The following is a 12,402-nucleotide window of genomic DNA, read 5'->3' on the forward strand; positions in this document are numbered from 1 at the left end:
TGGCGCCGAAGGCCATCTGGGACGACGACGTGCCGGCCTTGACCGCGTTGACCCGTATCGCCCAGCAGGACCCGGCGGTGCTCTTCGCGGTGTTCTACGACGCCGACGGCAAGCGCCTGACGCGTAATTTCAACCGCAGTAACACGCTGGTGCGCGAATTGGTCGCCGCCGGTCAGGGCGACACGCCGCTGGACAAGCTGGTCGACGCCGCCTCGCGCGATCCGCGGGTGTACCTGCTCGAGGTGGATATCAACCCCATGGGCGCGCGCATCGGCAAGGTGCAGATGGGCATGTCGCTGGCCTTGGTCGAGGCCGAGCTGGCGGCCCTGGATGGGCGCTTCCAGGCTCTGGTCGGTGGTGCTGGCGAGCTGGTCGACAGCAGCCTGGCGGGCGCCGCCGAGGACAGCACGCGGGCGTTGCAGGCGCGCCTGCAGGCTGCCGAAGGCTACACCGCGGAGATGGCGCGCAACGGCGGCGAGTCGGTGCGCCTGGCCGCCGATGATCTGCGCTGGAATATCGCCCTAGGGCTGCTGGCGGTCGGTGCGCTGACCTTGCTGGCGGTGGCGCTGGTGCTCGGCTGGCGCGTGCTCAGCCGTCTGCGTCTGCTCAGTGCGGCGCTGAACGACCTGGCGGCGGGCGAGGGCGACCTGACTCGGCGGGTGAGCATCGACAGTCGCGATGAGGTGGGTGAGATGGCCGCTGCGGTCAATCGCTTCATCGCCAAGCTGCAGCCCATCGTGCGCGAATCCGGCGAGGTGGCGCTGCGCACCGGCGAGCAGATTCGCAGCCTGACCCAGCGTGGCGTGGCCGCCGAAGCTGCCGCCGGGCGCCAGCGCGACGAGGTCGCCGGCAGCCTGCAGGCGCTGGAGCAGATGGCCGACGAGGCGCAGGCCGAGAGCCAGGCCATGCAGGAGGCGTTGCAGCGGGTGGCCAGTATTCGCCAGGCGGCGCACGACAATGCGGCCATCGCCCAGCGTCTGTCGGTCCTGATCGAAGGCCTGGTGGCGCGGGTGGCCGATGGCTCGGCGGTGATCGAGCGGCTGGCCAAGCAGAGCGAGCAGATCGAGGTGGTGCTGACGGTGATCCAGTCCATCGCCGAGCAGACCAACCTGCTCGCACTGAATGCCGCCATCGAGGCGGCACGTGCCGGCGAGAGCGGGCGCGGCTTCGCCGTGGTGGCCGACGAGGTGCGCGCGCTGGCGAGCAAGACCCAGCAGTCCACCGGCGATATCCAGGCGCATATCGCCGCCCTGCAGCGCGGTGCGCAGGAGGCGGTGGCGAGCATCGCCCAGGCCGGCGAGCAGGGGCATCAGGGGCTGCAGGTGCTGCGCGACAGCGCGCGCCTGCAGCAGTCGGTGCAGGACTCGGTGGACGAGGTGCATGGCGCGATCAATGCGGCGACTCAGGCGGCGGCGCATCAGGCCGCAGGGGCGGGCGCGGTGCGCGGGCGGGTCGAGACCATCCATGCCGAGGCGCAGCGGGCGGCCGAAGCGGTGGCGGCCATCGCCGGCAACGCGCGGGCGCTGGACGAGCTGGCGGCGCAGCTCAAGACCAGCCTGGGGCAGTTCAGGGTATAGGGTGCGCCGTGCGCACCTCGCTCCCCTGGGCTGCGCACGGCGCAACCTACTTTTTGACGGGCAATAAAAAACCGAGCCATTGGCTCGGTTTTTTGAAATTTGGTGCCCAGGAGAAGACTCGAACTTCCACGGTGTTGCCACCACTGATACCTGAAACCAGCGCGTCTACCAATTCCGCCACCTGGGCACTGCAGCAATGTTCGTCGTTGCCGACACGGAGCGTTGCATCCGTTTATCTGCAAAGTGGGTTATCAAGCCACTTCACGAAATTTGGTGCCCAGGAGAAGACTCGAACTTCCACGGTGTTGCCACCACTGATACCTGAAACCAGCGCGTCTACCAATTCCGCCACCTGGGCACTGAAACCGATGATTCCTCATCTGCTTCGTGTTACAACGTCTGCTCGACGCTGTGGGCGCGAACTATACGGGCGAGCATTTACCTTGTAAACCCCTGACCCCGAAAAAATTATTGTCGCTGGAAAAGCTGACCCCGAAGGCTTTTTCGCGCTTCAATAGGCATATGGCCCACACATATATACATACGCACAGGTAGCCCCTACTCAATGGCCGATTGGCAATCCCTCGACCCCGAGGCCGCCCGCGAGGCGGAAAAATACGAAAACCCCATCCCCAGTCGTGAACTGATTCTTTCGCATCTGGCCGAGCGCGGTTCGCCGGCCAGTCGCGAGCAGTTGGTCGAGGAATTCGGTTTGCATACCGAAGACCAGCTCGAGGCCCTGCGCCGCCGTCTGCGCGCCATGGAGCGCGACGGCCAGCTGATCTATACCCGCCGCGGCACCTATGCGCCGGTGGACAAGCTCGACCTGATACGCGGTCGTATCAGCGGTCACCGCGACGGCTTCGGTTTCCTGGTGCCGGACGACGGCAGCGACGACCTGTTCCTCAGCCCGGCGCAGATGCGCCTGGTGTTCGACGGCGACCGCGCCCTGGTGCGGGTGGCCGGCTTCGACCGCCGTGGCCGCCGCGAGGGCGGCATAGTCGAGGTGATCAGTCGCGCCCACGAGAGCATCGTCGGGCGTTACTACGAAGAGAGCGGCATCGGCTTCGTGGTCGCCGACAACCCGAAGATCCAGCAGGAAGTGCTGGTCACCCCGGGGCGCACCGCCGGCGCGCGCATCGGCCAGTTCGTCGAGATCAAGATCACCCATTGGCCGACGCCGCGCTTCCAGCCGCAGGGCGATATCGTCGAGGTGATCGGCAACTACATGGCGCCGGGCATGGAGATCGACGTCGCCCTGCGCAGCTACGATATCCCGCACGTCTGGCCCGAGGCGGTGATCAAGGAAGCGCGCAAGCTCAAGCCCGAGGTGGAGGAGAAGGACAAGGAGAAGCGCATCGACCTGCGCCACCTGCCCTTCGTCACCATCGATGGCGAGGACGCCCGCGACTTCGACGACGCGGTCTTTTGCGAGAAGAACAGCAGCCGCTGGAAGCTGTTCTCCGGCGGTTGGAAGCTCTATGTGGCGATCGCCGACGTGTCGCACTACGTCAAGGTCGGCTCGGCACTGGATGTCGAGGCCACCGAGCGCGGCAACTCGGTGTACTTCCCCGAGCGGGTGGTGCCGATGCTGCCGGAGGAGCTGTCCAACGGACTGTGCTCGCTCAACCCGCACGTCGACCGGTTGGCCATGGTCTGCGAGATGAGCATGTCCAAGAGCGGCCAGTTGGTGGACTACCAGTTCTACGAGGCGGTGATCCACTCCCATGCGCGGCTGACCTACAACAAGGTCAGCCTGATGCTGGAAGATCCCAAGAGCAGCGAGGGCAAGGCTCTGCGCGGCGAGTACAAGGAGGTCCTGCCGCACCTCAAGCAGCTCTACGCGCTGTACCAGGTGCTGCTGGCCGCCCGCCACGAGCGCGGCGCCATCGATTTCGAGACCCAGGAAACCCGCATCATCTTCGGCGAAGGGCGCAAGATCGCGGAGATTCGTCCGACCCAGCGCAACGATGCGCACAAGCTGATCGAGGAATGCATGCTGGCGGCCAACGTCGCCACCGCGCAGTTCATGCAGAAGCACGAGATTCCCTCGTTGTACCGGGTGCACGACCGTCCGCCGGAAGAGCGCCTGGAGAAGCTCAAGGCCTTCCTCGGCGAGCTGGGGCTGTCGCTGCAGCGTGGCAAGTCCAAGGAGGGGCCGTCGCCCAAGGACTACCAGAAACTGCTGGAGAGCATTCGCGAGCGGCCGGACTTCCACCTGATCCAGACCGTGATGCTGCGCTCGCTGAGTCAGGCGGTGTACAGCGCCGACAATCACGGCCACTTCGGTCTGAACTACGAGGCCTACACCCACTTCACCTCGCCGATTCGCCGCTATCCGGACCTGCTGGTGCACCGCGCCATCCGCAGCGTGATCCGCTCGAAGGTGGACACTCCGCACGTCAAGCGTGCCGGCGCGGTACCGATGCCGCGGGCGCGCATCTACCCCTACGATGAGGCGGCGCTGGAGCAGCTGGGCGAGCAGTGCTCGATGACCGAGCGGCGTGCCGACGAGGCTACCCGCGACGTGGTCAACTGGCTCAAGTGCGAGTTCATGAAGGACCGCGTCGGCGAGACCTTCGCCGGGGTGATCACCGCGGTGACCGGTTTCGGCATCTTCGTCGAGCTGCGCGACATCTATGTCGAAGGCCTGGTGCACGTCACCGCGCTGCCGGCCGATTACTACCACTTCGACCCGGTGCACCATCGCCTGTCCGGCGAGCGCAGCGGGCGCAGCTTCCGCCTCGGCGACAGCGTCGAGGTCAAGGTCATGCGCGTCGATCTCGACGAACGCAAGATCGACTTCGAACTGTCCCAGGCCGCCGAACGCGAGGCGGTGGGGCGTGCCGGGCGCACGGCCAAGGCGCCGGGCATGGGCAACACCGACGTGCAGAAGAGCCGCGAGGTGAAGAAGGCGCTGCTGGCCGGGGCCAAGGGTGGCAAGTCGGGCAAGGGCGCTGCCGCCAAGCCCGGCGGCAAGCCGCCTGCCGCGGCGCGCAAGGGCGCGGGGCGCAGCGACAGTGTGCCGAGCTCGGCCGGCAAGCCGCGCAAGCGTAAGGCCAAGCCATGAACCAGTTGGAAAAGGTCTACGGCGTGCATGCCGTCGAGGCGCTGCTGCGTCACCATCCCAAGCGGGTCAAGCAGCTGTGGCTCGCCGAGGGCCGCGGCGAGCCGCGCGTGCAGGCGCTGGTGGCCCTGGCCGAGCAGGCGCGGGTGAGCATCGGTCAGTGCGAACGGCGCGAGATGGATGCTTGGGTCGAAGGCGTGCACCAGGGCGTGGTGGCCGATGTCAGCCCCAGCCAGGTATGGGGCGAGGCCATGCTCGAGGAGCTGCTCGACCGTGCCGAGGGCCCGCCGCTGCTGTTGGTGCTCGACGGCGTCACCGATCCGCACAACCTCGGTGCCTGCCTGCGCACCGCCGATGCCGCCGGCGCGCTGGCGGTGATAGTGCCCAAGGACAAGTCGGCCACCCTCAACGCCACGGTGCGCAAGGTGGCCTGCGGCGCCGCCGAGGTGATCCCGCTGGTGGCGGTGACCAACCTTGCGCGCAGCCTGGAGAAGCTCCGGCAGCGCGGCCTGTGGCTGGTCGGCACCGCCGGCGAGGCCGAGCAGGAGCTGTACCAGCACGACCTGACCGGACCGACCGTGCTGGTCATGGGCGCCGAAGGCAGGGGCATGCGCCGCCTGACCCGCGAGCACTGCGATTACCTGGTCAGGCTGCCCATGGCCGGCAGCGTCAGCAGCCTCAACGTCTCGGTGGCCGCCGGGGTGTGCCTGTTCGAGGCGGTGCGCCAGCGGCGCGGCGGCAAGCGCTAAGCCATAAGCGGCGAGGCGTAGGTTGGGCTGAGCTCCGCGAAGCCCAACGCTGACGCAATGACCGTCGGGCGGAGCGCTATGCGCTCCCTGTTGGGCTTTGGCGCTGCGCGCCTCAGGCTGCGCGCCCAGCCCCAACCTGCCGCTGTTCAAATAATCGCCAGTCCGCCTTGCGCGCGGCAGGGGGCTTCTCTAGAATGGCGCCCCTTGCTGCGACGGCAGGCCTTTTCGCGCCTACCGCCCGGCAAGCTCATCACGAGAAAAACCCACTCCTTGCCTGACCACCTTAGTTGGCAGGCTACAACCCGTAAGGAGCATTTATGCGTCATTACGAAATCATCTTTCTGGTTCACCCGGACCAGAGCGAGCAAGTCGGCGGCATGGTCGAGCGTTACACCAAGCTGATCGAAGAAGACGGCGGCAAGATTCACCGCCTGGAAGACTGGGGCCGTCGTCAGCTGGCTTACGCCATCAACAACGTCCACAAGGCCCACTACGTGATGCTCAACGTAGAGTGCACCGGCAAGGCCCTGGCCGAGCTGGAAGACAACTTCCGCTACAACGACGCCGTGATCCGTAACCTGGTCATCCGCCGCGACGAAGCCGTTACCGGTCAGTCCGAGATGCTCAAGGCCGAAGAAAACCGCAGTGAGCGCCGTGAGCGTCGTGAACGTCCTGAAAACGCCGAGTCCAACGACGGCGATGACAGCGACAGCAACGACAGCGACAACGCTGACGAGTAATCCACGGATCTATTGAGGAGCCAATCACATGGCACGTTTCTTCCGTCGTCGTAAATTCTGCCGCTTCACCGCTGAAGACGTGAAAGAGATCGATTTCAAAGATCTCAACACCCTGAAGGCCTACATCTCGGAAACCGGCAAGATCGTTCCCAGCCGTATCACCGGTACCAAGGCCCGTTATCAGCGTCAGCTGGCCACCGCTATCAAGCGCGCCCGCTTCCTGGCCCTGCTGCCCTACACCGACAGCCACGGCCGCTGAGATCGGATAGTCGACAAAAGTTAAGGAATAGATCGCATGCGCGCCCTGGCTGAATTCATCATGCGCGGCCGTATGCAGGCCACCCTGGTGGTGGTGGGATCGGCAGCGATGCCGCTGTTGTTCTGGTTGAGTGCCGCCGCTGGCAGCCTGGTGCTGCTGCGGCGCGGAGCCAACGATGCCCTGGGCATCCTGGCCTGGGCCATGCTGCCGGCGATTGCCTGGTGGTATTTCGGCGAACCGCGCACCGCTCTGGTGCTGGTCGGTGCGCTGGGGCTGGCGTTGTTGTTGCGCGCCGGCTGGACCTGGAACCGCATACTGCTGTGCAGTGTGGCGCTGGGCCTGGTGTATGGCCTGGTTCTCGGGGCGGTGTTCCGCGAACCCATAGAGGCCATGGCCGGCGAGCTGCACAAGCTCTTGCCGACCATGCTCGATGGGGTTCACCAGCAGATGTCGGTGGACGAACGCGCGCGTCTCGAGGCCTTGATCGCACCGGTGCTGACCGGATTGCTGGCGGCCTTGCTGCAGATCCTCAGCTTGCTGAGCCTGATCCTTGGGCGTTACTGGCAGGCGCTGTTGTACAACCCCGGTGGTTTCGGTCGCGAGTTCCGCGCGCTGAGGCTGCCACTGCCGCAGGCGTTGTTGCTGCTGGCGGGCATGCTGCTCGGTCCCAACCTGGGCCCGCAGCTGGCCATGCTCACGCCGCTGTGCAGCGTGCCGCTGCTGTTCGCCGGGATCGCCCTGGTGCACGGCCTGGTGGAAAAGGGTGGGCTCGGCCGCTTCTGGCTGGTCGGGCTGTACATCACGCTGTTGCTGTTCATGCAGCTGATCTATCCGTTACTGGTGGTCTTGGCCATCGTCGACAGTCTGTTTGATTTTCGCGGTCGCCTGGTGCGCAAGAACGGCCCGGGCTCCGCGAACGGTGAAGGTTAAAAGTTAAGAGGTAAGACCCAAATGGAAGTCATCCTGCTGGAAAAAATCGCCAATCTGGGCAACCTGGGCGACAAAGTGAACGTCAAGGCCGGTTACGGCCGTAACTTCCTGCTGCCGCAGGGCAAAGCCACCGCCGCTACCGCTGCAAACGTGGCTGCGTTCGAAGCCCGCCGCGCCGAGCTGGAAAAAGCCGCTGCCGAGAAGAAGGCTGCTGCCGAAGCTCGCGCCGCTCAGCTGGCCGAGCTGGAAGTCACCATCACCGCCACCGCGGGCGATGAAGGCAAGCTGTTCGGTTCCATCGGCACCCACGACATCGCCGACGCCCTGACCGCCTCCGGCGTGGAAGTGGCCAAGGCAGAAGTGCGTCTGCCCAACGGCACCATTCGTCAGGTTGGCGAGTACGACGTTGCGCTGCACCTGCACACCGACGTCGAAGCCACCGTCAAGGTGGTCGTGGTCGCCGCCTAATCGGCAGCTGCCAGGCGGGCTTGCACTCCGGTGCGGGTCTGCTGACAATCGGGCACGGTATCGCCTCGGCGATCCGTGCCCTTTGTTTTTCTATCGCCGTATTTTTTCCCCGAGCCTATGAACGACATCAGCATCCCCGAACAATACGACCTGCAGACCGCCGCGCTGAAAGTGCCGCCGCACTCGATCGAGGCCGAACAGGCGGTGCTGGGCGGCCTGATGCTGGACAACAACGCCTGGGAGCGGGTGCTCGATGGGGTGTCCGACGGCGACTTCTACCGGCATGACCACCGGCTGATTTTCCGCGCCATCTTCAAGCTGGCCGAGCGCAACCAGCCCTTCGACGTGGTCACCCTGTCCGAGCAGTTGGACAAGGAAGGCCAGCTGTCTCAGGTCGGCGGCCTGGCTTACCTGGGTGAGCTGGCGAAGAACACCCCCTCGGTGGCCAACATCAAGGCCTACGCGCAGATCATTCGCGAGCGCGCCACGCTGCGCAAACTGATCGGCATCAGCAACGAGATCGCCGACAGCGCCTATGCCCCGGAAGGCCGTACCGGCGAGGAAATCCTCGACGAGGCCGAGCGCAAGATCTTCGAGATCGCCGAAGACCGGCCGAAGACCGGCGGCCCGGTGGGCATCAACGACATCCTGGTCAAGGCCATCGACCGTATCGACACGCTGTTCAACAACGGCGATGCGATCACCGGCCTGTCCACCGGCTTCGACGATCTGGACAACCTGACCAGCGGCCTACAGCCGGCCGACATGATCATCGTCGCCGGTCGTCCGTCGATGGGTAAGACCACTTTCGCCATGAACCTGGTGGAAAACGCGCTGATGCGCAGCGACAAGGCGATTCTGGTCTACTCGCTGGAAATGCCTTCGGAATCCATCGTCATTCGTATGCTCGCCTCGCTGGGGCGCATCGACCAGACCAAGGTGCGTGCCGGTCAGCTCGACGACGACGACTGGCCGCGGCTGACCAGCGCGGTCAACCTGCTCAACGACCGCAAGCTGTTTATCGACGATACCGCCGGTATTTCGCCGAGCGAGATGCGCGCGCGTACGCGGCGCCTGGCCCGCGAGCACGGCGAGATCGGCCTGATCATGGTCGACTACCTGCAGCTGATGCAGATTCCCGGCTCCAGCGGCGACAGCCGGGTCAACGAGATTTCCGAGATCTCGCGCTCGCTCAAGGGCCTGGCCAAGGAATTCAACTGCCCGGTGATCGCCCTGTCGCAGCTCAACCGTGGCCTGGAACAGCGCCCCAACAAGCGCCCGATCAACTCCGACCTGCGCGAATCCGGCGCGATCGAGCAGGACGCTGACATCATCCTGTTCGTCTACCGCGACGAGGTCTACCACCCGGAGACCGAGTACAAGGGCGTGGCCGAGATCATCATCGGCAAGCAGCGTAACGGTCCGCTGGGCACCGCCCGCCTGGCCTTCCTCGGCAAGTACTCGCGCTTCGAGAACCTGGCGCCGGGCAGCTACCAGTTCGACGACGAATAAGCCGGAGCTCTCGGGCCGATTTCCCGGATTGCATCCGGGCTACCTCGCGCGGCCAAGGCCTGGATCAATAAAAACGGGCGCCCAGCGGTTAAGATGGGCGCCCGTTTTCCGTTCAGGCCCTGCCATGCGTCCGCTTGCCGCCATCGTCGATCTCGCCGCCATCGTCCACAACTACCACCAGGCGAAGCGCTGCGCGCCGGGGCGCCAGGCCTTCGCGGTGGTCAAGGCCAACGCCTACGGGCATGGCGTGCGCGAGGTGGTCACCGCGCTGCACGAGGTCGCCGACGGCTTCGCCGTGGCCAGCCTGGAGGAGGCCGCCGAGGTGCGCGCCATGCACGGCGAGGCGCGCATCCTGTTGCTGGAGGGCTGCTTCGAGGCCAGCGAGTACCCCATCGCCGCCCAGCTCGGCCTGGATCTGGTGGTGCAGAGCGCGGCGCAGGCCGGCGCGCTGCTCACCAGCGAGCCGTCGCGGCCACTGAATGTCTGGCTCAAGCTGGACTCCGGCATGCATCGCCTGGGCTTCGCCGCCGCCGAGTTGCGCGGCTGGCATGGGCGTCTGCGCGCGGCGCCGCAGGTGGCCGAGCTCAACCTGCTCAGCCACTTCGCCTGCGCCGACGAGCGCGGCCACCCGCTCACCGAGCTGCAGGTCGAGTGCTTCCTCGAGTTGCTCGATCTGGATTTCGAGCAGCGCTCGCTGGCCAATTCGGCAGCGGTGCTGACCATTCCCGCCGCCCATATGGACTGGCTGCGCCCCGGTATCATGCTCTATGGCGCCAGCCCCTTCGCCGAGCTCGGCGCCGCTGAGCTGGGCCTGCAACCGGCCATGACCCTGGCCGCGCGGGTGATCGCCGTGCGCGAGGTGGCGGTGGGCGAGAGCGTCGGCTACGGCGCGACCTGGGTGGCCGAGCGACCCTCGCGCATCGCCACGGTCAGCTGCGGTTATGCCGACGGCTATCCGCGCCATGCCCCCAGCGGCACGCCGCTGCTGGTCGAAGGCCGGCGTGCGGCGCTGGCCGGCCGGGTGTCGATGGACATGCTGACGGTGGATATCACCGACTTGCCCGAGGCCGGTATCGATTCGCCGGTGGAGCTGTGGGGGGCGAACCTGCCGGTGGACGAGGTAGCGCAGGCCTGCGGCACCATCGGCTACGAGCTGCTGACCAAGGTCACCGCACGCGTGCCGCGGCGTTATATCGGCTGAGGGTCAGGCCAGGCCGCTGGGGATCTTGAGCACATCCAGCTGCAGGCAGGCCTGCTCGCTCAGCTCGCCGCCTTCGCCGTGCACCTGCGAGCCGGAGCGGCCCAGTTCCTTGGCCCGATACAGCGCCTGGTCGGCGGCCTTGTACAGCCCGGCGAAGTGGCGGGCGTGCAGCGGGTAGAGCGCCACGCCGATGCTGATGGTCACCCGCAGGCGCTCGGCGCCGTAGTGCACCGGCTCGGAGAGGTCGGCCAGCAGGCGCCCGGCGATGTCGCGGGCCTGGTTTTCTGCGTCCTGGCCGCAGATCAGCACGGCGAACTCGTCGCCACCCAGGCGCGCCACGGCATCGCCGGCGCGCACGTGTTCGCGTAGACGCTTGGCGATCACCTGCAGCATCAGGTCGCCGGCGGCATGGCCGAAGCGGTCGTTGATCGGCTTGAAGTGATCCAGGTCGATCAGCAGCAGCGCTACGCTTTCGCCGTGCCGCTCGGCATGGGCCAGCGCCGATTCGCAGCGCTCGACCAGGTAGCGGCGGTTGGGCAGCTCGGTCAGCGGATCGTGGAAGGCGGCGTGTTCCAGTTCGCGTTCGCGCAGGCACAGGCGCGCGTTGGCCGCGGCCAGTTCGGCGGTGCGCGCGGCTACCGCGGCCTGCAGCTCGTCGGCGCTGGCCTGCACCTGGGCCAGGCGTGCGGTCTTCTCGCGGTCGGCCTGCTGCAGCGCCTCGGCCTTTTCCTGCTTGAGCATCTGGATGCGGTAGGCCAGGGCGAAGGAGAACAGGATGGTCTCGGCCGCCACCGAAATGGGGAACAGGTAGGCGGTGAAGTTGCCCGGCTCGATCAGCCCGGCGGCGCGCATCACCAGCACCAGGGTACTGGCCAGCACGGCGCCGTAGCCGAGCAGGTAGAAGCGTGCCGGAAAGAAGCCCTGGTAGACGCGCATGGCGGCGCTGAACAGCGCGGCGGGCACGGTGACGATGGGAGTCAGGGCAATGATCAGCGCGCCTTCGGCGCGGTAGCCGAAGGCATTGACGAGGATGGCGACGACGTACAGCGCGCAGCCGGCATTCAGCAACTGGTGCGGCCAGCGCAGGCCCCGCTTGGTGTAGAGCAGCTCCTGGGTGAAGCGCATGACGAAGATGCCCCAGAGCGAGGGCAGGGTGATGCGATCCAGCCAGAACGGCACCGCGCTGCCGGGCCAGAGGTACTGGAAGCCGTGGCCGGTCATGCTGAGGATGAACACCAGCACGCAGGCGGTGGCCAGCACGTACCAGAGGTAGGCCTTGTCGTGCAGGGCGATGAGGATGAACAGGTTGTACAGCAGCAGGGCGAGGATCACCCCGTAGATCAGGCCGAAGCCGAGGTTCTCGCGGCTGGCCTGCTGCTCCAGGTCGGACAGCTGCCAGACCTTGAGCGGAAAGGAGTTGCCGCCGGGGTCGAGGCTGCGAAAGTACAGGGTCAGGGGCTGTTCGCCGAGCTCCGGCAGCTTGAACAGCATGCGCCGGTAGGGGTAATCGCGACCCTCCGCGTAGGGCACGGCGTCGCCGGTCTGGCGCTCGTGCCAGCCGCCCTGGCCGTCCGGCAGGTACAGCTGCAGGCGGTAGATGGTGATGCCGGCGTTTTCCAGCCACCATTGGCGCGGGGCGTCGGCGCTGCGCTGCAGGCTGACCTTGATCCACCAGGGGTTACGGCTCTGGCCGACGGTGGCGCGGCCCTCGGCGGGCACGAAGCGCGCCTGCACGGCGGGATCGGCCATGTCGGCTATGCTCAGCTGGCCGCCGACGTCTTCCAGCAGTTCGATCCGGTCGTTGAGCCACAGGCCGCTGCTGCCGGCGTCCAGGGTAATGGGCGCGGCAGTGGCCCAACCGCAGCAACAGGCCAGGATCAGGATCATCAGTCCCGGAGA

10 protein-coding genes, 2 tRNA genes and 1 pseudogene are annotated in these 12,402 nt (G+C 66.4%); 10 read left to right on the plus strand and 3 right to left on the minus strand.

What is annotated here, in order from left to right; genetic code table 11:
- Positions 1-458 precede the first annotated feature (458 nt).
- Both ACW9UL_RS02790 and ACW9UL_RS02795 read left to right on the plus strand, forming a co-directional pair.
- Positions 459-719, plus strand: a pseudogene (locus ACW9UL_RS02790) (HAMP domain-containing protein); the annotation flags it as partial.
- Positions 693-1,577: a methyl-accepting chemotaxis protein gene (locus tag ACW9UL_RS02795; RefSeq protein WP_397496613.1), complete on the plus strand. Its 885-nt coding sequence runs from the start codon at positions 693-695 to the stop codon at positions 1,575-1,577. The pseudogene ACW9UL_RS02790 and the gene ACW9UL_RS02795, both read left to right, overlap by 27 nt.
- A 100-nt stretch (positions 1,578-1,677) precedes the next feature.
- Here the strand turns inward: ACW9UL_RS02795 and ACW9UL_RS02800 are convergent.
- Both ACW9UL_RS02800 and ACW9UL_RS02805 read right to left on the minus strand, forming a co-directional pair.
- Positions 1,678-1,764 (minus strand) — tRNA-Leu (locus tag ACW9UL_RS02800).
- An 84-nt stretch (positions 1,765-1,848) separates the two neighbouring features.
- Positions 1,849-1,935 (minus strand) — tRNA-Leu (locus ACW9UL_RS02805).
- 207 nt (positions 1,936-2,142) lie between these two features.
- Here ACW9UL_RS02805 and rnr point away from each other — a divergent pair.
- From rnr to alr, 8 genes are all read left to right on the plus strand, one after another.
- Positions 2,143-4,647 (plus strand): ribonuclease R, encoded by a 2,505-nt coding sequence (rnr, locus tag ACW9UL_RS02810; protein ID WP_457788777.1) that lies wholly within the window; start codon positions 2,143-2,145, stop codon positions 4,645-4,647.
- On the plus strand, positions 4,644-5,393 hold the full coding sequence (rlmB, locus tag ACW9UL_RS02815; RefSeq protein WP_021442791.1) for a 23S rRNA (guanosine(2251)-2'-O)-methyltransferase RlmB: 750 nt from the start codon (positions 4,644-4,646) through the stop codon (positions 5,391-5,393). Before rnr ends, rlmB begins: the two co-directional genes overlap by 4 nt.
- A gap of 317 nt (positions 5,394-5,710) precedes the next feature.
- Complete coding sequence (gene rpsF, locus ACW9UL_RS02820) at positions 5,711-6,133, plus strand: 30S ribosomal protein S6 (protein ID WP_003246846.1); 423 nt, start codon at positions 5,711-5,713, stop codon at positions 6,131-6,133.
- 28 nt (positions 6,134-6,161) lie between these two features.
- The gene (gene rpsR, locus ACW9UL_RS02825) at positions 6,162-6,392 is read left to right on the plus strand and encodes a 30S ribosomal protein S18 (RefSeq protein WP_003246847.1); all 231 of its coding nucleotides are present in this window, start codon (positions 6,162-6,164) and stop codon (positions 6,390-6,392) included.
- A 36-nt stretch (positions 6,393-6,428) separates the two neighbouring features.
- Positions 6,429-7,322, plus strand: a complete 894-nt coding sequence (locus tag ACW9UL_RS02830; protein ID WP_021442792.1) for a YybS family protein — start codon at positions 6,429-6,431, stop codon at positions 7,320-7,322.
- A gap of 21 nt (positions 7,323-7,343) precedes the next feature.
- Entirely contained in the window at positions 7,344-7,790 is a 447-nt protein-coding gene (rplI, locus tag ACW9UL_RS02835; RefSeq protein WP_021442793.1) for a 50S ribosomal protein L9, read from the plus strand.
- A 117-nt stretch (positions 7,791-7,907) separates the two neighbouring features.
- On the plus strand, positions 7,908-9,302 hold the full coding sequence (gene dnaB, locus ACW9UL_RS02840) for a replicative DNA helicase (RefSeq protein ID WP_021442794.1): 1,395 nt from the start codon (positions 7,908-7,910) through the stop codon (positions 9,300-9,302).
- Between the two features lie 124 nt (positions 9,303-9,426).
- Positions 9,427-10,503, plus strand: coding sequence for an alanine racemase (alr, locus tag ACW9UL_RS02845; RefSeq protein ID WP_457788778.1), 1,077 nt, complete (start codon positions 9,427-9,429; stop codon positions 10,501-10,503).
- Between the two features lie 3 nt (positions 10,504-10,506).
- On the opposite strand, the gene ACW9UL_RS02850 is transcribed toward alr, so the two are convergent.
- Positions 10,507-12,390 carry a diguanylate cyclase domain-containing protein gene (locus ACW9UL_RS02850; protein ID WP_457788779.1) on the minus strand — a complete coding sequence of 628 codons (1,884 nt, stop codon included), beginning with the start codon at positions 12,388-12,390 and terminating at the stop codon, positions 10,507-10,509.
- Positions 12,391-12,402: the final 12 nt, after the last annotated feature.

It is taken from the genome of Pseudomonas sp. PL-6, assembly GCF_054110165.1.

Excerpts from the sequence above, each read along its gene's own strand:
- dnaB (WP_021442794.1), top strand. The coding sequence starts at position 7,908 with ATGAACGACATCAGCATCCCCGAACAATACGACCTGCAGACCGCCGCG.
- rpsR (WP_003246847.1), top strand. The coding sequence starts at position 6,162 with ATGGCACGTTTCTTCCGTCGTCGTAAATTCTGCCGCTTCACCGCTGAA.
- rnr (WP_457788777.1), top strand. The coding sequence starts at position 2,143 with ATGGCCGATTGGCAATCCCTCGACCCCGAGGCCGCCCGCGAGGCGGAA.
- ACW9UL_RS02850 (WP_457788779.1), bottom strand. The coding sequence starts at position 12,390 with ATGATCCTGATCCTGGCCTGTTGCTGCGGTTGGGCCACTGCCGCGCCC.
- alr (WP_457788778.1), top strand. The coding sequence starts at position 9,427 with ATGCGTCCGCTTGCCGCCATCGTCGATCTCGCCGCCATCGTCCACAAC.
- rlmB (WP_021442791.1), top strand. The coding sequence starts at position 4,644 with ATGAACCAGTTGGAAAAGGTCTACGGCGTGCATGCCGTCGAGGCGCTG.
- rplI (WP_021442793.1), top strand. The coding sequence starts at position 7,344 with ATGGAAGTCATCCTGCTGGAAAAAATCGCCAATCTGGGCAACCTGGGC.
- ACW9UL_RS02830 (WP_021442792.1), top strand. The coding sequence starts at position 6,429 with ATGCGCGCCCTGGCTGAATTCATCATGCGCGGCCGTATGCAGGCCACC.
- ACW9UL_RS02795 (WP_397496613.1), top strand. The coding sequence starts at position 693 with ATGGCCGCTGCGGTCAATCGCTTCATCGCCAAGCTGCAGCCCATCGTG.
- rpsF (WP_003246846.1), top strand. The coding sequence starts at position 5,711 with ATGCGTCATTACGAAATCATCTTTCTGGTTCACCCGGACCAGAGCGAG.